The sequence below is a fragment of the Streptomyces sp. NPDC008150 genome (assembly GCF_042956945.1).
In the GTDB taxonomy this organism is placed as follows: domain Bacteria; phylum Actinomycetota; class Actinomycetes; order Streptomycetales; family Streptomycetaceae; genus Streptomyces.
Genome location: NZ_JBIBHJ010000025.1, coordinates 14,910 through 34,806, shown reverse-complemented (window position 1 = coordinate 34,806; position 19,897 = coordinate 14,910). Strand labels below are relative to the sequence as shown.

16 protein-coding genes are annotated in these 19,897 nt (G+C 72.1%); 11 read left to right on the top strand and 5 right to left on the bottom strand.

What is annotated here, in order from left to right:
* Positions 1–164 precede the first annotated feature (164 nt).
* The 9 genes from ACFZA0_RS36745 to ACFZA0_RS36705 all read left to right on the top strand — a co-directional run bounded on the left by ACFZA0_RS36745 (position 165) and on the right by ACFZA0_RS36705 (position 10,650).
* Complete coding sequence (locus ACFZA0_RS36745) at positions 165–1,133, top strand: phosphotriesterase (RefSeq protein WP_391025115.1); 969 nt, start codon at positions 165–167, stop codon at positions 1,131–1,133.
* 48 nt (positions 1,134–1,181) lie between these two features.
* Positions 1,182–2,138, top strand: coding sequence for a phosphotriesterase (locus ACFZA0_RS36740; RefSeq protein WP_391025113.1), 957 nt, complete (start codon positions 1,182–1,184; stop codon positions 2,136–2,138).
* 12 nt (positions 2,139–2,150) lie between these two features.
* Entirely contained in the window at positions 2,151–3,269 is a 1,119-nt protein-coding gene (locus tag ACFZA0_RS36735; protein ID WP_391025111.1) for an FAD-dependent monooxygenase, read from the top strand.
* A gap of 2 nt (positions 3,270–3,271) precedes the next feature.
* Complete coding sequence (locus tag ACFZA0_RS36730; RefSeq protein WP_391025109.1) at positions 3,272–4,195, top strand: alpha/beta hydrolase fold domain-containing protein; 924 nt, start codon at positions 3,272–3,274, stop codon at positions 4,193–4,195.
* 37 nt (positions 4,196–4,232) lie between these two features.
* Positions 4,233–5,192, top strand: a complete 960-nt coding sequence (locus ACFZA0_RS36725) for an MBL fold metallo-hydrolase (protein ID WP_391025107.1) — start codon at positions 4,233–4,235, stop codon at positions 5,190–5,192.
* Entirely contained in the window at positions 5,189–6,928 is a 1,740-nt protein-coding gene (locus ACFZA0_RS36720) for a CocE/NonD family hydrolase (protein WP_391025105.1), read from the top strand. Before ACFZA0_RS36725 ends, ACFZA0_RS36720 begins: the two co-directional genes overlap by 4 nt.
* A gap of 247 nt (positions 6,929–7,175) precedes the next feature.
* Positions 7,176–8,531, top strand: a complete 1,356-nt coding sequence (gene guaD / locus ACFZA0_RS36715) for a guanine deaminase (protein WP_391025103.1) — start codon at positions 7,176–7,178, stop codon at positions 8,529–8,531.
* Positions 8,532–8,548: 17 nt separating this feature from the next.
* Positions 8,549–9,886, top strand: a complete 1,338-nt coding sequence (locus tag ACFZA0_RS36710) for an MFS transporter (RefSeq protein WP_391025101.1) — start codon at positions 8,549–8,551, stop codon at positions 9,884–9,886.
* A 212-nt stretch (positions 9,887–10,098) separates the two neighbouring features.
* Positions 10,099–10,650 carry a TetR family transcriptional regulator gene (locus tag ACFZA0_RS36705; protein ID WP_391025099.1) on the top strand — a complete coding sequence of 184 codons (552 nt, stop codon included), beginning with the start codon at positions 10,099–10,101 and terminating at the stop codon, positions 10,648–10,650.
* 22 nt (positions 10,651–10,672) lie between these two features.
* Here the strand turns inward: ACFZA0_RS36705 and ACFZA0_RS36700 are convergent, their stop codons facing one another.
* Entirely contained in the window at positions 10,673–11,863 is a 1,191-nt protein-coding gene (locus ACFZA0_RS36700) for a family 1 glycosylhydrolase (protein ID WP_391025097.1), read from the bottom strand.
* Positions 11,860–13,098 carry an MFS transporter gene (locus ACFZA0_RS36695; RefSeq protein WP_391025095.1) on the bottom strand — a complete coding sequence of 413 codons (1,239 nt, stop codon included), beginning with the start codon at positions 13,096–13,098 and terminating at the stop codon, positions 11,860–11,862. Before ACFZA0_RS36695 ends, ACFZA0_RS36700 begins: the two co-directional genes overlap by 4 nt.
* 279 nt (positions 13,099–13,377) lie before the next feature.
* Between ACFZA0_RS36695 and ACFZA0_RS36690 the strand changes: the two genes are divergently transcribed.
* A complete protein-coding gene (locus ACFZA0_RS36690; protein WP_391025093.1) occupies positions 13,378–13,812 on the top strand; it encodes an ATP-binding protein in 435 nt (144 codons plus the stop codon).
* A gap of 32 nt (positions 13,813–13,844) precedes the next feature.
* Here the strand turns inward: ACFZA0_RS36690 and ACFZA0_RS36685 are convergent, their stop codons facing one another.
* From ACFZA0_RS36685 to ACFZA0_RS36675, 3 genes are all read right to left on the bottom strand, one after another.
* Positions 13,845–14,261 (bottom strand): ANTAR domain-containing protein, encoded by a 417-nt coding sequence (locus tag ACFZA0_RS36685; RefSeq protein WP_391025091.1) that lies wholly within the window; start codon positions 14,259–14,261, stop codon positions 13,845–13,847.
* 41 nt (positions 14,262–14,302) lie between these two features.
* Positions 14,303–14,668 carry an anti-sigma factor antagonist gene (locus ACFZA0_RS36680; protein WP_391025089.1) on the bottom strand — a complete coding sequence of 122 codons (366 nt, stop codon included), beginning with the start codon at positions 14,666–14,668 and terminating at the stop codon, positions 14,303–14,305.
* A gap of 368 nt (positions 14,669–15,036) precedes the next feature.
* A complete protein-coding gene (locus ACFZA0_RS36675) occupies positions 15,037–15,531 on the bottom strand; it encodes an anti-sigma factor antagonist (RefSeq protein ID WP_391025087.1) in 495 nt (164 codons plus the stop codon).
* A gap of 614 nt (positions 15,532–16,145) precedes the next feature.
* Here ACFZA0_RS36675 and ACFZA0_RS36670 point away from each other — a divergent pair.
* The gene (locus ACFZA0_RS36670; protein ID WP_391025085.1) at positions 16,146–19,793 is read left to right on the top strand and encodes a LamG-like jellyroll fold domain-containing protein; all 3,648 of its coding nucleotides are present in this window, start codon (positions 16,146–16,148) and stop codon (positions 19,791–19,793) included.
* Positions 19,794–19,897 lie beyond the last annotated feature (104 nt).

Below are 19,897 nucleotides of genomic sequence, written 5' to 3'. Positions count from 1 at the left end.
GCTCGCCTCCTCCTTGCTCTGATCCTCGCCTCTCGCGCAACTGTCAGGTCATTGTTTTTTCGTGGTGTTCGTTTCATTGACGTCGTGTAAAACGAATGGCTACCGTGACGGCAGCCACAGGGTGCACCGTCGCACCCCCACCGGACACGTGAGGCAGGCACAGCGTGAACAGCACCACCGTGAACACCGTTCTGGGCCCGGTGCCGACCGACGAGCTGGGCGTCGTCTCGGTCCACGAGGCGCTGCTGTCGGTGCTTCCGGGTGCCGAGCACGCCTTCGACATCACTCTCGACCGAGCCGAGGTCTTCGAGACGCTCGCCGGCCGACTGCGCGACTTCCGCGCCCACGGCGGCGGCACGCTCGTCGACAGCACCGGCATGTTCCACGGCCGCGACGTGCGGCTCTACGAGGCCCTGTCCCGCGCCACCGGCGTGCACATCGTCGCCTCGACCGGCCAGGGGCCCGAGGAACTGCTCGGCGGATACTTCCTCACCCCGCAGACCAACCCGCCGACCCCCTGGCCGGCCGAGAAGTTCGCCGACCTCTTCGGCCGGGAGATCACCGAGGGCATGGTGGTCCCGCGCGTGGAGCGCCGCGCCCCGGCCGGACTGGTCACCACCGCGGTGACCCGCACCGGCATGACGGCCACCGACGAGAGCCTGCTGCGCGGCGCCGCCCGCGCGGCGCTCACCACCGGGACGGCCTTCTCCTTCCGGTACGGCGACGACGCCGCGGCCGAACTCGACGTCGTCCTGGACGAGAGGCTCCCGGCCGACCGGGTGGCCGTCGGCGGCCTGGACCGCGAGGACGCCGTCGCCGACGGCGCACCCGCGAAGGTCGCCGAGCGCGGCGCCCACGTCCTCCTCGACCACGTCGGCACCGAGGACGACGAGCACGTCACCGACGCCGAGCGCGCCGCACTGGTCGCCGGCCTCGTGCGCGCCGGTCACGCCGACCGGATCCTGCTCTCCGTCGGCGCGACCGGGGTGGCCAAGGGGCACCCCGCCAACGACCTGCCGTACAGCCACGTGCTGACGGCCTTCGTGCCGCTGCTGAAGGCGCACGGCGTCGGCGACGGCGACGTGCGGCGCATCCTCGGGGCCAACCCGGCCGCCCTGCTCGCGGTGCGCTGAGCACGCCGGCCCGACCGACCGTCAAGAACTCTTTCGAAGGTGAGTGTTGTGTCGCGAGTGAACACCGTCCTGGGCCCGATCCCCGCCGAGGAGCTGGGCTTCGTGGCGATCCACGAGCACATCGGCTACGGCATGCCCGGTTCCGAGCTGGACACGCGGTGGTGGAAGACGCCCGAACAGCGCTACGAGGAGACCGTCCCCAAGCTGCGCCGCTTCCACGAGCTGGGCGGCGGCACCTTCGTCGACGCGACCGGCATCTGCAACGGCCGCGACGTCGACTACTACAAGTCGCTGTCGGCGAAGACCGGAGTCCACATCGTCGCCTGCACCGGCTTCGTCGGCGGCGACACCGCCCTGCCGCACTTCGCCCGCGCCGACGTCGACTACCTGACACGGCAGTTCGTCCACGAGATCACCGTCGGCATCGGCGACACCGGCGGCCTCGCCGGCGTCATCAAGGTCGGCGTGAGCCGGGGCGGTCGCATGACCGACCTCGACAAGCGCATCTACCGCGCCGCCGCCCGCGCCGCGCTCGCCACGGGCGTCCCCGTCCTGACCCACCTCGCGATCGACGCCGAGAACGCCGTGGCGATCTTCAACGAAGAGGGCCTGCCACTGGACCGTGTCCTGTTCGGGCACGTGGACGACGGGGTGAACGCCGACAAGACCCGGGACGTCTGGATCGCCGAGCAGGGCGGCCGCGTCGGCTTCGACACCTTCGGCTACGAGACGGAGCTGCCCGACCCGCCGTTCTGGGCCCGCCCCCGCAAGGAGCGCCTGGACCACTTCCTGCGGTTCATCGACGAGGGCCGCCGCATCCGGCAGGTCCTCGCCTCGGCGGACGCCAACTGCTCCCCGCTGGGCTGGCCCGGGGTCAAGGGCCACACCATCAACTACCTCTTCGACGACCTCGTCCCGGACCTGCGCGCCGCCGGCCTCGACGAGGCAGCCGTCCAGACGATCTTCGTCGGCAACCCGGCCGACTTCCTGACCATCCAGAAGTAAGAGAGACCCACCATGCAGTCCTCCGACCTGAAAGACCTGAAGATCGCGATCGTCGGCGCGGGATACGGCGGTGCGGCGGCGGCCAAGGCCCTCAGCCTGCTCGGGGCGGACGTCACCGTCTACGAGCAGGCGAGCCTGACCCGGGAGGTCGGTGCCGGGATCGGCCTGCGCCCCGTCACCATGAACCGGTTCCGCGAGTGGGGGATCTTCGACGCGATCGCCCGCGTCAGCTCGCCCAGCGAGTACTTCGAGATCCTCAGCGCCACCGGCGGCCCGATCGTGAAGGAGGCGTGGCCGGCCGACGCCGGGCAGACCCACACGCACCTGATCCACCGCGGCGACTTCATCGAGGCCCTGCTCGGCGTGCTGCCCGAGGGCATGGTGCGCCTCGGCCACCGGCTGGAGACGATCGAGGACAAGGGCGACCGCTCGGTCCTGACCTTCACGGGCGGCACGACCGCCGAGGCGGACCTCGTCGTCGGCGCCGACGGCATCAAGTCGGTCGTGCGCCGGCAGCTGTTCAGCGACAAGGGCCCGGTGTTCTCCGGCGAGCACGCCTACCGCGCCGTCATCTCCGTGGACGACGCCCACGGCCTGGTCACCGACGACAACCTGCGCATGTACATCGGCCGCGGCACGAAGGTCTACCTGCTGCCGCTGCGCCACCGCGGCCAGGTGTCCTTCGACATCACCGCCCTGTGCCCGGACGGCACCTGGACCCCGCAGGTCACCAAGGAGGACCTGCTGCGCACCGTCGAGGGCTTCGACGAGCGACTGGTGGCCATCACGCGCGGCCTCGACATGGACACCGTGAACATCCGCGCCGTCTACGACATCGACCCGGTCGACACCTGGCACTCCGGCTCCGTCGTCCTCGTCGGCGACGCCGCGCACTCGATGCTCCACCACCAGGGCCAGGGTGCGAACTCCGCCATCGAGGACGCCGGCGCGCTCGCCGACGCCCTGCGCCGGGCGGACTCCCTGAAGCAGGGCCTCGCCCTGTACCAGGCCACCCGCAAGCCGGTCACCGACGAACTGCAGGCCATCTCGCGCCAGGGCTGGACCGAGGACGAGATCAACGACGTCTTCCCCGGCCAGAAGCCCGCGGCCGCCGCGACGAAGGAGCGCTGACCATGCCGCTGCACCCCGAGATCGCCACGTTCCTCGCCACCCTCCCGCCCCCGCCCGAGGGCCCTCTCGACCCGGTCGCGATGCGCGCCGGCGAAGAAGCACAGGTGCCGCCGGCCGAGGAACGGCTGCCGCTGCACGCGGTGGAGGACCTGACCGCGCGCACCGCCTCCGGTGACGTGCCGGTACGGGTCCACACGCCCACCGACGCGGACCGCCACGGCCTGCTCGTCTACTTCCACGGCGGCGCGTTCTTCCTCGGCAGCCTGGAGACCCACGACCACGTCGCCCGCTCGCTGGCGAGGGAGACCGGGCTGAAGGTCGTCTCCGTCGGCTACCGCCGGGCACCCGAGGCCCCCTTCCCGGCCGGTCTCGACGACTGCTACGCGGTCACGCGGTGGGCGGCCGAGCAGGGCGAGAGCCTGGGCTGGGACGGTACGACCCTCGCCCTCGCCGGCGACAGCTCCGGCGGCAATTTCGTCGCCGCCGTCGCGGCGCGGGCGCACGACGACGGCTTCGACCGGATCACCCACCAGATCCTCTACTACCCCTCGCTCGACCTGGACTTCGACGAGGACAGGTACGCCTCGCTGCGCGAGAACGCGGTCGGCCACGGCCTGGAGACCGCCGGTCTCAAGCCGTTCAACGCCTTCTACCTCGACAGCGGCGCCGACCCGGCGGACCCGCTGGTCTCCCCGGTCAGGCGGAAGGAGCTGAGCGGGCTCCCGCCGGCCCTGATCGTCACCGCCGAGTTCGACCCCCTGCGCGACGAGGGCGAACTCTACGGCCGGCGCCTGCGGGAGGCCGGCGTGCCGGCGACGGTGAGCCGGTACGAGGGCGCCGGCCACGGATTCGTCCAGCACTTCTCGTGGATCCCCGAGTACCACCGGGTCTTCACCGAGACCCGCGACTTCCTCACCCGCCGCTGAACCGGCCCCGGCCGCGCACAAGTTCGGAGAGAGGACCATGACACACGATGTCCCCGTCCACCCCCTGGTCTCGCCGTGGGGCAGGTTCGGTCTGTACAGCTTCTTCATCGACGCGCCCGAACCGGCGATCGTCGACACCGGGGTCGCCGGCTCGCCCGCCGAGGGAATGGCCCCCGCGCTGGCGGCGATCGGGCGCCGTGTCGAGGACGTGCGCTGGATTCTGCTGACGCACGGTCACATCGACCACGTCGGCGGCGCGTACGCCCTGTGGGAACTCACCGGCCGACGGGCCCGAGTGGTGATCCACGAGGCCGACGCACCGATGCTCCGCTCCCGGCGGGCACACGTGGACGAGTACCGGGCCGGCCGGGGCCAATACCTCCGCGCCCCCCGCGGCGAGGCCGAGGTGGCGGCGGCCGCGCACGCCGTCATCTCCGGGGAGATGGAACCCACCCTGCTCGTCAAGGGCGGGGAAACCCTCTCCCTGGGCGGCGACGTCACCGTTTCGGTGCACGCGGTCCCGGGGCACACCCCCGGGTCCGTCGCCTACGTCGTCGACGGACAGCGTTCCGTCTTCGTCGGCGACGCCGTACAGGCCCACGGCGCCGCCAACGGCTTCCCCGGCTACACCGACCCGGCCGCCTACCGCGCCGGCCTCCAGCACCTGCGCGACGAGGTCCGCCCGCGCCACCTCTACCTCGGGCACCCCTACCGGCGGGCCGACGGCACCCCGTACGGCGTCGAACTCGACGCGGCGCAGGCCCGGGACGCCATCGACCAGAGCCTCGCGGCGGAGAGCCGCGTCGCCGAGGCCGCCCGCCGCTGCCTGGAGGCCGGCCTCACGGAGACGGACTCCCCGTACTCGCCCTTCGCCGGGGCCGCCGAGGAACTCGGCTACACCGGCGACCCCACGCTCGAACCGTCGCCGTTCTTCACCTCGATGCACGGCTACCGCACGCGCGACCGGAACCCGCACCACAGGAGCTCCACACCATGACCGACCTTCACACGATCCAGGCGGGCGGGCAGACCATCGCCGTCCGCAAGGACCTCCGGGTGCCGATGCGCGACGGCGTCACACTGGCGGCCGACACCTACGGCCCCGCGGACGACACACCGCGGCCCGCGCTCGTCGCCCTGAGCCCCTACGGCAAGGAACTCCAGGCACTCGCCCTGACCACGCCCCCGCAGCGCCGGCCCAGCCCGATGTGGGACGGCTGCATCGAGGCCGGCGACATCGCGCGCGTCGTCAAGGAGGGCTACGCCCACGTCATCGGCGACCTGCGCGGCTCCGGCGCCTCCGAGGGCGAGCACATCGGCAACTACAACGCCGGCGGCGTCCCGCTCGGCCAGGACGCCCACGACTTCATCGAGTGGGTCGCCGCGCAGCCGTGGTGCGACGGCAACGTCGGCATGATCGGCATCTCCTACTTCGGCTCGATGCAGGTGCTGGCGGCGGCCGAGCGGCCGCCGAGCCTCAAGGCGATCTTCGTCAGCGGCGGGCACTTCGACTTCTACGAGACCACCTACCACGGCGGCGTCATGTGGTTCATGCCGCGCGCCGCCCGCGAGGGCCGCGGCGGCGACTCCGGCTGGGCGTTCACCGACGGTGTCAAGTCGCGCATGCTGGAGACGCACTCGCCCGAGGAGATCCGGAAGCGCGTCGCCGAGCGGCTGGCGGACCCGGACGTGGTCGCCTGGCCCAACCTCGTCCACGTGCTCAACTACCCGAAGAACCACGAGGCGTGGTTCGACATCGTCACGAACGAGGTCGACGGCGACTGGTACGAGGAGCGCAACCCGATCACCGTCGCGCCGAACATCGACATCCCCGTCTGGCTCCAGATCGACCAGGGCCGCGGCTGGACGATGGACGGCACCATCGAGCTGTACCAGGCGTTGAAGGGACCGAAGAAGCTCGACATCGGCCCGTACCCGCCGATGCAGTCGCGCCCCTTCGTCGAGGAGCACGACAAGATGTTCCGCTGGTACGAGTACTGGCTCAAGGGCATCGACAACGGAGTGATGGACGAGCCCGCCGTCACCGTCCACGTCGAGGGATCACGCGAGACCGCCACCGGCACGCAGTGGCCGCCGAAGGACGTCGAGTACCGGTCGCTCTACTTCCGCCCCCGCCGGGCGCTCTCCTTCGAGCCCGAGCCGATGGGCCCCGAGCACGCCGCTCCCGACGGTTTCTACCAGGCGCCGCTCACGGTGACCGACAAGGTGGAGATCCTCAGCTGGCGCACCGCCCCGTTCACCGAGCCCACCGAGATGATCGGACAGGGCGCGGCACACCTCTTCGCCGAGATCGACCAGCCCGACACCAACTTCATCCTGCGCATGTGGGACGAGGGACCGGGCGGTGACCGGCAGCTCGTCACCACGGCCTACCTCAAGGCGTCGCACCGCGAGCTCGACGAGGAACGCACGACCGAGGGCGACCCGCACCACCCGCACACCCGGGCGGTGCCGGTCGAACCGGGGAAGACCGAGGAGTACGTGCTGCGCGTCTACCCGTTCGCGGCGACCTTCCTGCCTGGGCACCGGCTGGTCGTGGAGCTGTCCAACGACGAGCCGTTGGCCGACGAGCACAACGCGCTGCTGCCGCCGGACGCCTTCCACCTGCCGGTGGGCCGCCCCGTCACCCACAAGATCTACCGGGACGCGGCACACCCCTCCCGCCTGGTGCTGCCCTTCACGACGCCGCCGGCAGGCGAAGCGCGTCGGTAGAGGTCGCGGGAGCCAGGCAGACCCGGGGAGCGGCGGCCGGAGCACCGGCACCGGGCACCGGCAGGAGCCCCGGCCTGGCCGCTCGCGTCCGCCGCCCCGGGGCACGGCGCGCCCGCATCGCGCGCCCGGGGCGGGTCCCCGCCGTGTGTTCCGGACGCCCCGGGCATCGCCCGCGTCTCCCGCGACGTCACTCGTGCGGGCCGCCCCGGCGTGCGGAGATCACCCGGACAGGCGTGCATGGAGGCAAGTGCTCGCACCCCGTCGGCTGGAGGTGGTCATGTCCGCGCACGTCACAGCTGTCCGTGGGCCGCTCGTCTGGTTCCGTGACGACCCGTTCCTGGTGGGACGGGACGACGCCTTCGTGTACGAGAGCGACGGCCTTCTGATCTGCGAGGACGGTGTCATCACCGCGGCCGGCGACCACGCTGCCCTGCGTGACCGGCTGCCAGAGGGCGTCCAGGTGGACCACTACCCGGGCCACGTGATCACGGCCGGTTTCATCGACACCCACATCCACTACGTGCAGACCGGCATCATCGCGGCGTTCGGCTCCCAGCTCATCGACTGGCTGAACCACTACACCTTCGTCGAGGAACAGCGTTTCTCCGACGCCGACTACGCCCGCCAGGTCGCCTCGTCCTTCTGCGACGAGCTGCTGCGCAACGGGACGACGACGGCCCTGACCTTCTGCGCGGTGTACCCGCAGTCCGTGGACGCGCTGTTCGAGGAGTCCTCCCGGCGCGGCATGCGGATGGCCGCGGGCAAGGTCCTGATGGACCGCAACGCTCCCGACGCCCTGCTCGACACCCCGCAGTCGGCCTACGACGACTCCAAGGCCCTGCTGGAGCGCTGGCACGGCAAGGACCGCAACCTCTACGCCATCACGCCGAGGTTCGCCCCGACCAGTACGCCCGAGCAGTTGGAGGCGGCGGGCACGCTGTGGCGCGAGCATCCCGAGGCGCTGGTGCACACCCACGTGTCCGAGAACACCGGGGAGATCTCCTGGGTCCGTTCGCTGTTCCCGGACCGGCAGGGCTACCTCGACGTCTACGACCACTTCGGACTGCTCGGCCGGGGCGCCGTGCTGGCCCACGGGGTGCATCTGACCGGCCGCGAACGCGACCGGTGCTCCGAGACCGGCACGGCGGTCTCGCACTGTCCCACCTCGAACCTGTTCCTGGGCAGCGGCCTGTTCCACGTCCACGACGCGAAGGACGCCAAACGCCCCATGCACGTGGGGCTGGGCACCGACATCGGCGCGGGCACGTCGTTCTCGCTGCTCGCCACGATGAACGAGGCGTACAAGGTCGCCGAGTTGAGCAACTACCCGCTCGACTCCGTCAAGGCGTTCTACCTCGCCACCCTCGGCAGCGCCCAGGCGATGGGCATCGAGGACAAGGTCGGATCGCTCGAACCGGGGCACGAGGCCGACTTCGTCGTCCTGGACCCCCGGGCCACCCCCCTGCTGGCCCAGCGCACGTCCCGCGTGAGCGACATCGACGAACTGCTCTTCGTCCTCGCCGTCATGGGCGACGACCGCACCGTGCGCGCCACCTACGTCAACGGCGCCCTGGCGCACGACCGCGACCGCGCGTCCGCCTGAGCCGACAGGAGTACGTCATGGCGACCATCACTCCCGCCCCGGGCCCCGCGCCCGTCGGCGAACCCGAGTACAAGAAGCACCCCGGCGCCCGCTTCCTGCACGGGCCGCACAAGACCATCGGCGGCGTCGAGGCCTGGGTGATCTGGGGCCTGTGCACCGTCTTCGTCGTCTGGCTGTTCTCGATCCAGACCGGCTACGCGGTGGTCTCCCCGGAGATCCAGAAGACCGCCTCGCTCACCGTCGCCCAGATCGGCCTCGCCGGATCCATCTACACCTGGGCCTTCGCGCTGTGCCAGTTCTTCTCCGGCGCCCTGCTGGACCGCTTCGGCTCCCGCCCGCTGCTCGCGATCGGCGTCGCCTTCGTCACCGCGGGCGCCTTCCTGTACGCGCAGACCACCAGCATGGGCACCCTGATCGCCGCGCAGATCGTCCTCGCGGTCGGTTCCTCCTTCGGGTTCGTCGGTGCCGGATACATCGGTGGCCAGTGGTTCCCGGCCGCCCGCTACGGCCTGATGTTCGGCCTGGTGCAGTCCCTCGCCTCGCTCGGCTCCGCCTTCGGCCAGCCGGCGATCTCCTGGCAGCTCCAGCACGTCGGCTGGCAGCAACTCCTCAACGGCTTCGGCGCCATGGGCGTCGCGCTGATCGTGCTCTTCGCCCTCCTCGTGCGGAACCCCTCGACCGGTTCCGACGCTTCCGAACAGCTGGCCCGGACCACGGGGACCACCGCCCGGCCGTCGCTCGTCTCCAGCATCTTCCACGACCTCGGCGCCTGCTTCCGCAACCGCAACGTCGTCCTCTCCTCGCTGCTGGCCGGTGTCTCCTTCGGCTCGATGCTCGCCATGGGCGTGCTGTGGGGCCCGCGGGTCATGGAGTCGCGCGGCGCCGGCACGTCGCTCGCCGCCGTCCTGACCGCCATGTCCTGGCTCGGCCTCGCCGTCGGCGCACCCCTGTTCAACCTGCTGTCCGACCACTGGAACAACCGCCGCGTCCCCGCCATCGTCGGCGTGCTGCTCCAGGCGGCGGCCGTGTGCCTGCTCATCTACCTGCCCAAGGAGACCAACGCCGTCTCCGTGGTCACCATGTTCTGCGTGGGCCTGTTCGCGGGCGCCCACATGCTCGGGTTCACCGTGGCGGGCGAGTCCGTGCCCGGCAAGCTCGTCGGCAGCTCGGCCGCCATCGTCAACGGCGTCTGCTTCATCATCGGCGGACTGCTCCAGGCCGTCCCCAGCAAGATCCTGCCCGACTCGCCCATGCTCAGCGACTACGGCCACGCGCTGCTCATGATGCCGATCCTGCTGGTCCTCGGGGCACTCGCCGGCTTCTTCATCAAGGAAACCGCGACCCCCGCCTCGTAGCGCCCGGAGAGCCGGACCCGCGAGCCGGGTCCGGCTCTCCCCGTCCGGCGTCCGGCGTCCGGCAAGGCTGCCGAAGCCTGCGGCCGGGGAACGCCCCGCCGCACAGGGGGCCCACCCGCACACGTGGCCCCCACGCTGTCCGCACGCGCCGCGCTCCCGGTACCGGCGGCCGCCCGGTCTCGTTGGCGCGGCAGGGCGGTAGCCTCGCGAGCATGACCGCCAAGACCCGCCGGGGACCGTACGCCAAGGGCATCGCACGGCGAGCCGAGATCCTGCGGATCGCGCTGGAGGCGTACCAGACGGCGGGGCGCCAGGGGCCGACGCTGCGCAGCATCGCGGAGCGGGCCGGGGTGACGGAGGCCGCGGTGCTCCACTACTTCGACAGCAAGGACGAGTTGCTCGTCGCGATCCTGGAGGAGCGGGACCGCGCGTACGCCGAGCGGTACGACCTGACCGACCCCGAGGACGTGTGGACCCTGATGGAACACACCATCCGGACACCGGGGTTGGTCAAACTGTTCGTCGACATGACCGCGGCCGCGGCCGACCCGGGCCACCCGGCGCACGGCTTCATGAAGCGGCGCGCCGAGGGGATCGCGGAGTTGATGACCCGCGCGGTGGGCCCGGGGCACGCGTGGCAGGCCCGGGTGCTGATGGCCGCCATGGACGGGCTTCAGGCCCAGTGGCTGCGTGATCCGTCCGTGGACGTGGTCGGTGACCTCCAGCGGCTCTACGCGACGTTCGCCCGCGCGGGGAGCGTGTAGCGGCCGACCGCCGACGTGCCCGTCACCGCGCCGCCGGGGCGAGCGCGCCGAGCCAGGCCAGTGAGGGCCTGGGCGTCCGGGCGAAGGTCGTACGGTCCACGGCGACCAGGCCGAACGTGGGTCCCCAGTGGCCCCACTCCCAGTTGTCGAGCAGGCTCCAGTGGAAGTAACCGCGCACGTCCACGCCGTCGTCCATCGCGGCCCGAAGCGACCGCAGGGCCCCGGTGACGTACCGGACGCGCTCGGTGTCGTCGGCGGTGGCGACTCCGTTCTCCGTGACGACGATGGGCACGCCGCCGACGACCCGGGCCACCCGCCGCACCGCACCGCCCAGCGCGGCGGGGTAGAACTCCCAGCCGGTCTGCGTGAGTTGGGCCCCCGCGACGCGAACTGCCCGGCCGTCGGCGCCGATCCGGCCGCGCGTGTACGTCTGCACGCCGATGAAGTCGTCGCCCTCGGCGGCCCGCAGGAACACCTGGTCGCGCGGCTCGCAGTACGTCTCGGTCACGTCCTCGGCCCCCGGCTCGGGCTGGTAGTCCTGCACGGAGACGCCCCAGCCCACGTCGAGCCCGGGGTGCCGGGCACGCAACCGTCCGACGGTGGCGCGGTGCACGCGGATCATGGCCCGGGTGAGAGCCTCGTCCGGCAGCGGGAGCCCGTCGGCGAGATCGGCCTGTCCTGTCGCCAACTGCGGCAGTACGGCGACGATGTTGGGCTCGTTGATGGTCTCGACCCGTACGGCGCCCGCGTCCAGCACGGGTGCCAGCGCGTCGACGTAGTGGAGGAAGCGCTCCACCGCGTCCTCGCGGGTCCAGCCGCCGCCGGCCGCGAACCACAGCGGCACGGTGAAGTGGTGCAGCGTCACCATCGGACGCAGCCCGCGGGCCACCGCTCCCTCCACGACGCGCCGGTAGTGCTCGACCGCGGCGAGCGAGATCCTGCCGTCCGCCGGTTCGACGCGGGACCACTCGATGCCGAAGCGGTGGTCGAGGAAGCCCGCCCCCGCGGCCAGGTCCAGGTCCTCCGGCCAGCGGTGGTAGCTGTCGATCGCGTCTCCGGAGCGTTCCGCCACGCGTGAGCCGGGCTGGTTCTCCGCGAACCACCAGTCACTTGCGAGGTTGTTGCCCTCGGACTGGTGTGCGCCGATGGCGGTGCCCCAGAGGAAGCCGGGCGGGAACGAGGGCAGGGATTCCGAGGTCGGTTCGCTGGTCAACGTACGCTCCTGATGGTGGTGATCACGGCCGCCGCGGCGACGGCCAGGACGAGTGAGACGACGAAGAGGACCGAGTAGCCCGCCGAGCCGATCAGCGCGCCGCCCACGACGGGCGCGACGACACCGGGCAGGGTCGAGCCGATCTGCAGCATGCCGAGGTCCCGCGCGGAGTTCTCCGCGTCCGGCAGTACGGCCACCATCAGCGCCTGGTCGACGGAGAGGTACGTACCGAGCGTCAGGCCGACGGCGGCGCAGAAGACGAACATGGTGGCCGTGCCGGGTGCGACGAGCACGGGCACCGCGCCGGCGGCGAGCAGCAGCGGCGCCCCGCCGACGAAGATCTTCGTCCGGCCGAGCCGGTCGCTGAGCAGACCTCCGCCGACGGTCGTGAGGGCGGCGAGCACCCCGACGAGCCCGGTCGCCGCGGCGGCGGCCCGCCCGGCGTCGTCCTTGGCCAGCCCGAGGTGGTCGGTGAACACGTAGAGCAGGTACTGCGTGACCAGGACGATCGCGAGGATGAACAGGAACCGTCCCGCGAAGGCCAGCCAGAAGTCCCGGGTGCCCGGCGGGCGCAGCTCGCTGCCGCGGAGCGGCGGCCGGGGCGCGTTCCGGTTGTCGGCCGCGGGCAGGCGGACGGCGACGAGCAGCGCGGCGAGCACCATCAGCCAGGGTGCCAGCGCCATCCCGCGGCCCGGATGCGGGACGAACAGTCCGCCCAGCACGCCGCCCGCGGTCTGCCCGAGCAGGTAGCCGATCCCCGCGAAGGCCGACGCGCGGCCCGTCGACCCCGGCGCGACATGGTCGGGCAGGAGCGCGGACAGCGCGGCGACCCAGGTGCCGATGCCCAGTTGGAAGACGGCGTAGAACGCGCCGACCGCCACCAGGTCCGTGGTCGTCCCGCAGGCCGCGAGTGCCGCCGCGGCCAGCAGGGCGGAACCGATCAGCCACGGCGACCTGCGGCCGAGCCTGCTGCGCGTCCGGTCCGAGAGCAGCCCGCCGCCGACGGTGCCGATCGCGCTGGTCACCGCTCCTGCGGTACCGATCAGGGCCACCACCCGCACCTTGTGCAGGGGGTCGACGTCGTCGGCCAGCGACTGGAGCAGCGTCACCGAGGCGGTCGCGGGCAGCGCCCAGGCCAACTGCCCGACCAGGAGAAGCAGCCCGACGCGGGAAAGCCGCACCGGCGAAGCCCCGGCCGCGGGGCGGTCGGTGGAGGGATCGGTGATGTCCGTCATGCTAAAACTAAGTATCACTTGGTTTTCGCGGACGGAAGGGGTGTGCGACGACTTCGTCGCCTCTCAGGTCGTGGCGGCGGTCGGTCCGGGGCCTGTGCCGGTGCCGGCGGGAGGAGGGCGCGGAAGGCGCCCGGGGGCGGCCCGGCCGGGCATCCCGCGCGACGATCCGCGCAGGGGGAGCGGCGCCTCGGCGTTCAAAAGGCGCACCGGCGTGTGCAGGCCGTTCCTTCAGGGGTACCCGCCGCGTGACTTCGGGGGAACGGTGTGGAGGCGGACTGCGTGAAGGCACGGCCGGGCGACCAGAGCGGCAGTCCGACGGACGGTGCGCCCGAAGTGACGTTCACCCTGCGGGACAACGCGGCGATCTCCGAGGCGCGCCACCGCGCCGCCGGCTTCCTGGCCCGCCTGCACGAGACGCACGGCATCACCGTGCCGTCGCCCGCTGTCGAGATCACCCTGCTCGTGGTCAGTGAGCTGGTGACCAACGCCCGCAAGTACGCCCCCGGCCTGGTCCTGCTGCATCTGAGGGTGGTGGACCGGACGGTGCAGGTGACCGTCTGGGACACCGCCCCGGACATGCCGCAGGTCAGCGCCGCCGACCCCCGCAGGATCGGACGGCACGGGCTGGAGATCGTCAAGGCCCTCGTCCAGCGCTTCGAGATCCGTCCCGAAGGCATGGGCAAACGGATCACCGGTCACATCGCCATGGCCTGAAAGCCCTGCCGCGCCCCTGCCGCGCCGTGTGCTCAGCCGCCGGGACCTTCCGCGGGCCCGGCGCCCGGCGTGCGGCGGGCGATCGCCGACCTCGTCGCGACCAGCAGTGCGTCCGGCAGGGACGCTCCCCGGGCGAACCCCAGCAGGTACTCGGCGACCTCCGACAACGCGGTACTCGTGCGCCGGGAGACCTCCCGCAGCACGGCGATGCCGTCGTCCGCGCTGACGCGCCCGAGGGCGACGACGACGCCGACAGCCTGGTCGACGACAGCGTGCGTGGCCAGTGCCTGGCGCAACTGCTGGTTCTCCGACCGCAGTTGGCCCGCCTCGGCGGCCAGTTCGTCGGAATCGCGCGGTCCGCCGAGGCTGGGCTCGGGCACCTTCGAGGAGGCCATCAGGTCACCGAGCCCGTCGACGAGAAGGAACAGCGAACCCCTCATGTCCGTCATTCCCTCCCGTACTCCCGGCGGAGGAGGGGCGAAATTCCCCGTCAGGCGGTGAGGGCCGCGGACACCGTCGGATAGACGGCGAGGACGGTGTCGAGGCCGACGAGTTCCAGGACGTGCCGCACGGGGGCGCTGGGAGCGGCGATCCTCATCCAGGTGTCGGGCCGGTCCCACAGGGACTGCGCGGTCGACAGCAGCGCGCGGACACCGGTGGAGTCCATGAAGGAGACGCCCGCGAAGTCGACGACGAGGCGGCCGGTGTTCTGCGCGTGGTCCTGAAGCACGTCGTGGAGGGGGCCGCTGACGTGGTAGTCGATCTCTCCGGTCAGGGTGACGACCTGGATCCCGTCGCGGGTGGCGGTGTGGATGCTGAGGTTGTCGGGAGAGATGCCGTTCTCGGCAGGGGGCACTGGGTCCTCGCAAGGTCGTTTTCGACTCCCGCACGGCCCCGGAACGGGGAGGACCCTCCCAAGTGCCGCACACAGAATGCTTCCGCCCGTCCCCGAGGGGGACGTGCGGGTCGGCCGCTGGGTCCGAACGGCCGACGGCGACAAGTCTATTGCCGTGGCCTGTGCGTCCGCGGGGCTTCTCCGCCCGGACGGTGCCTCGGAAGCCGTTCCCCGCCTGCCTGCCGGGGGCCCGGCACCCACCCGGCCCGGTTCACACGGTCGAGGGACAACGGGCGGTGGGTGCATGGCGCTCGGCGCGTGGCGTGTCGCTGTAGTGGGCGTGGGTGGGCACGGTCGCCTCGGTGAGGGGGCGTCCCGCGCGGGACCGGCTACCCGCCGTGCGGTGGCGGCGTTCCGCTCGCCGCTCCCAGGGTGGCTTCGAGGGCCGCTTCCAGGGTGGCGAACGGCGCGAAGACCGTGCCGAGCCCGGCGGCCCTGAGGATCCGCAGGTGCCAGGGCCGGACGCAGACGAGGGTCAGGTGGCCGCCCTGGTCGAGGGCCCGGCGGCGGGTCCGGCAGAGCAGGCCGAGGGTGGAACCGTCGAGGAATTCCACCGGTCGCAGGTCCATGACCACGCGGACGCCGGGCCGGGCGGTCACGGCATCGGCGAGTGCCCGGATCTCGGGGACGTTGCTCAGGTCGATGGCTCCGCGGAGTTCGATCACGGTGAGGCCGCGGACGTCGTAACTCCGCGCGTGCCGACCCGGGGCGGGCGGCTTCCCCGGCGCGGGCAGCCTCGCCGGTACCGGCGGCCTCCCCGGCACGGGCCGATCCCGTCGACCGTGATGCTGCCCCGCGGCACCGTTCGTCTCCCGAGCACTCATGGTGATTCCTGACCTGGTACCCCCGATGGAGGGGCGTGGTTGTCGGGCCGTCACCAGGGACAGGGGCAACTTCTCCACACCGTAGGAAACGCAGGCGTGCGCGTTGTCATCGCCAATCGATCATCCACCCGTGCGAGTGGAATTTATTGCACAACCTTGACATCCCGGCCCCTCGGGTGGAGGCCGGGCGGCGGGGCCCCCGGCGCCGGCCCGTGCCGTGCCGTGCGCCGGGTCGTGGCCGCCGTCCGGACCGCGGAAATGCGGTTTGCCCGGCGCCCCGCAATTTTGAAGCGTGTTTTCCCGGGGTTAACCGACGGGTCCGCCGTGTACGCGCATTCCGTAAGGATTTCTTACCGCATTCCCTACTGTGATGTGTGTCATAGGTTTGTGCGGGCCGTACAGGTGACGGCATGTCCACTAATTCGACATTCGCGTCCATGGACCACTCATCAATTTCTCACCTACATTTCGCTGGCTCTTCGATGATCAGCTTTCTGCGGCACCTGGGTGGGGGATTCATGGGGTGGGGCGAAGTGTGTCGCACGGTCGGCACACGCGGTGCAAGACCTGGGCGGGGAACGGCGGTTGCCCTGGCCGGCGTCGTCCTGGCGGCGGTGCTCCCGTTGCTCCCGGCGGCCGCGCCGGCGGCGGCGGACGACGGGACGGGAGCGCCCCTCCCGGCGGAGCGGGCGGCCGCGGCCGAGGCGCGGTCCACCGGGCAGCGGGTGGAGGTGGAGGCCGACCGGACGGAATACGACACGACGTATGCCGACCCGGACGGAACCTCCTTCACCCTGGAGCAGTCCGCGGTGCCCGTACGGGTGAGGACCGGTGACGGTGCCTGGACGGCACCGGACACGACGCTCGTCAGACGTTCCGACGGAACGGTGGGGCCGAAAGCGGCGGTCGTGCGGCTTTCCTTCTCCGGCGGCGGTGACGGCGCGGGCCTGGTCGACATCGGCCACGACGGCCGCTCGCTGGCGCTGGGGTGGTCCGGCACGCTGCCGGAACCCGTGCTGGACGGGGCGAACGCCACCTACCCCGATGTGCTGCCCGACGTGGACCTGCGGCTGACCGCGACCACGGAGGGCTACCGGGAACTGCTCGTCGTAAGGACACCGAAGGCGGCCGCCGACCCCGCGCTGGCGAGGGTCGAGTTCTCGGTGCGCGCCGACGGCCTCGCGGTCCGGCAGGCCGGCGGAGGCGGCATGACCGCCGTCGACTCCGACACCGCCGCGCCGGTCTTCTCCGCACCCGCGGCCCTCATGTGGGACTCCAGCGGTCCCGGCACGGCGGAGGGCGCGAGCGCGGCCACCGCGAAGGCCTCGGCGGCGACGCCCCGGGCCGCCGCGCGGGCCGCCGCCGCGGGCACCGGGGACGCCACGCCGACCGCCTCCGCCCCTGCCCCGGCCGGCGCGGCGGACCCCGCCGACGACGACCCGACCACGGGGCCCGGCGACGGTGACGCCTCCGCGGTACTCCCGGTGAAGGTCGACGCCGATTCGCTGGCCGTCGTGCCGGACGCCGCGATGCTGGCCCGGACCGACGCCGCCGCCTACCCGCTCTACATCGACCCCACCGTCGGCCTCAGCCAGACCGCCCGCACCCAGATCCGGTCGGACGGCGCCACCGACTTCGAGTTCACCAACGGCACCAACAACGAGGGCAAGGGCGTCGGCCACTGCTCGTCGTACGCCGGCTACTACTGCGGCACCGGGTACACGGAGCGGATCTACTACCAGTTCGCGCCCACCACTCTGGCCGGCAAGAAGGTGCTGGACGCGACGTTCCGGGACACCGAGTCATGGTCGTTCACCTGCGACGCCTCCTGGGTCGACGTCGAACGGACCAGCAACATCAGCTCCGCCACCACCTGGGCGGGCCGCCCCAGCAACCTGGGCACCGTCGCCAGCCGCGACGTGTCGGCCGGCCGCGGCTCGGAGTGCAGCCCCTCCCAGCCGGCCGCGCCCGTCGAGTTCCACGACTCGCGGCTGACGACGCAGGTCTCCGACTTCGCGGCGGGCAGGTTCTCCCGGCTGACGCTGCTGCTCAAGGCACGCGACGAGAGCGCGACCAGCGACTGGAAGCGGTTCCGCGACGACGCCGTCCTGTCGGTGACCTACGTGGGGCTGCCCGCGGTGCCGACCTCCGCCGGGCTCGTGTCGGGCAGTGGTGTGACCTGCGAGACCAGCGCCTCCGACCCGCAGATCACCGGTGACGCGACCCCGGACTTCACCGCGAAGGTCGCCGCCGTCTCCGGTGGCGGCAGCGGAGCCCAACTGCGCGCGTACTTCTACGTGGAGAAGCAGGCGGGCGACGGCAGTTGGGCGGTCGCCACCGAACCGGTGCGGCCCCTGAGCGGCTATCTGGGCAGCGGGACCACCGAGACCGACCCGTCCCCGATCACCCTCGCGGAGAACTCCCTCTACCGGCTGGCGGTCTTCACCCGGTCCTACTACGACGGCGGGTACGTGCAGTCGCACTCCACGCTGACCACCAAGGGCTGGTGCTACTTCAAGATCGACAAGACCGCGCCCAAGCCGCCCGTGGTGACGGTCGGCAGCCCGTACTCGGTGTGCACGGCGGACGCCTGCGCGGCGGCCGGCGGGCCGGGAACGCCCGGCACCTTCTCCTTCGGACCTGCCTCCGGCGACACCAACACCGCCTACGAGTACAAACTCGCCTCGTCCCCGGCCTGGTCGGCGGCGATCAAGGGCAACTCCGTACAGGCGAAGATCACTCCGCAGCTCGCCGGCACCCAGTTGCTGCTGGTGCGGGGCCAGGACGCGGCCGGCTGGGGGCAGACCCAGACGGTGAAGTTCAACGTCCAGGAGGGCCAGGGCCCCATCGGGCGCTGGCACTTCGACGACGCCGCGCCCGGCTCGGGGGTCGTCACGGCCGCCGACACGGCGACCGAGGGGACCCGTCACCCCGCCACGCTGTACACCGCCGGCACGGGCTGGTCGTCCTTCGCCCGCACCGGTTCCGGCGACCGTTCGCTGTGGCTCAACGACACCTCCGTGACCGCCAACCAGCAGGGGTACGCGGCCACTTCGCAGCCCGTGGTGAACACCGAGTCGTCGTTCACCGTCTCCGCGTGGGCCTACCTGACCGACGAGTCCGCCTTCCGGACGGTGCTCTCCGAGACCGGCAGCGACAGTTCGGGGTTCTCCCTCTACTACTCGCCGAACATCCAGCGCTGGGTCTTCCTCTGGAACTGGCAGGAGGGCGGCGCCCGCAAGTACCTGGGGGCCAACGGCACGGCGGGCGTACCGCTGAAGACCTGGACCCACCTCACCGGCGTCTACGACTCCGAGGCCGGCACCCTCGGCCTCTACGTCAACGGGCGGCTCCAGGGCGCGCCCGTCACGCTGCCCGCCGCGGCCGCCGCGCACGCCGCGGACGGACTCCTGGAGTTCGGCCGCAACAGCTCGACCTACGGCGTGTTCGACAACTACATGCGCGGCCGGGACGACGAAGTGGCCGTCTGGCAGCGGGCGTTGACCCCGGACGAGATCGCCACCGAGGACCGGCTGCCCGACGCCGACGGCGCGCCCGCCGTCGCCCTGGCGGCGGACTGGAACCCGGACGGCGCCACCGGCACCGTCCTCAACGACACCACCAGCCCGTACGCCCGGTCGCTCGCGCTGTCCGGCGGGGCCTCGCTCGACGGCTCCTCGCTCGTCCTCGACGGCGGCAGCGGCGCGGCCACCGCGGCCGGACCGGTGGTGGACGGCACGGCCTCGTTCACCGTGACCGCGACCGCCGACCCGGACCCGGCCGCGCTGGCGAAGAAACCGGTCGGCACCACCGTCCAGATCGCCGGGCAGCGCAGCGCGGACGGCTCCTCGTGGGGCTTCTGGTACAAGGTGGCCGGCACCGAGACCGTGCCGGACCCGGACGGCGGCGACGACCTGACCGTCCCCGTCGGCACCTGGTACTTCGGCAGGCTGACCGCGGACGGGAACTTCGACGGAGTGGTGTCCGACGAACCCGCCGACCTCGGCAGCCCCGTGCGGCTCACCGGCACCTACGACGGTCCGTCCGCCGCCGTCCACTTCTACCTCGGCGACAGCGAGAACGGTGCCGACGCCGTCCATCCCTACACCGCCGACGCGGGCAGCGGACTGTTCACCGTCGGCGAGGCCCAGGCCGCCGGGGAGACCGGTTGGGGCCACTGGATGCCCGGCCGGATCGACGACCTCCGCCTGTGGGTCGGCGCGATGAACGACAGCCAGGTCGGCGCCCTGGACGGCGACTGACCCCCGGGGTGGGGGGGGGGGGGGGCGGCCCCCCCCCCCCGCCCCCCCCCCCCCCCCCCCCCCCCCCCCCCCCCCCCCCCCCCCCCCCCCCCCCCCCCCGCCCG

What these genes read in the sequence shown, in the direction of transcription:
- ACFZA0_RS36735 (WP_391025111.1), top strand. Translation starts at nt 2,151, where the DNA reads ATGCAGTCCTCCGACCTGAAAGACCTGAAGATCGCGATCGTCGGCGCG.
- ACFZA0_RS36730 (WP_391025109.1), top strand. Translation starts at nt 3,272, where the DNA reads ATGCCGCTGCACCCCGAGATCGCCACGTTCCTCGCCACCCTCCCGCCC.
- ACFZA0_RS36725 (WP_391025107.1), top strand. Translation starts at nt 4,233, where the DNA reads ATGACACACGATGTCCCCGTCCACCCCCTGGTCTCGCCGTGGGGCAGG.
- ACFZA0_RS36720 (WP_391025105.1), top strand. Translation starts at nt 5,189, where the DNA reads ATGACCGACCTTCACACGATCCAGGCGGGCGGGCAGACCATCGCCGTC.
- ACFZA0_RS36710 (WP_391025101.1), top strand. Translation starts at nt 8,549, where the DNA reads ATGGCGACCATCACTCCCGCCCCGGGCCCCGCGCCCGTCGGCGAACCC.
- ACFZA0_RS36705 (WP_391025099.1), top strand. Translation starts at nt 10,099, where the DNA reads ATGACCGCCAAGACCCGCCGGGGACCGTACGCCAAGGGCATCGCACGG.
- ACFZA0_RS36695 (WP_391025095.1), bottom strand. Translation starts at nt 13,098, where the DNA reads ATGACGGACATCACCGATCCCTCCACCGACCGCCCCGCGGCCGGGGCT.
- ACFZA0_RS36685 (WP_391025091.1), bottom strand. Translation starts at nt 14,261, where the DNA reads ATGACGGACATGAGGGGTTCGCTGTTCCTTCTCGTCGACGGGCTCGGT.
- ACFZA0_RS36675 (WP_391025087.1), bottom strand. Translation starts at nt 15,531, where the DNA reads ATGAGTGCTCGGGAGACGAACGGTGCCGCGGGGCAGCATCACGGTCGA.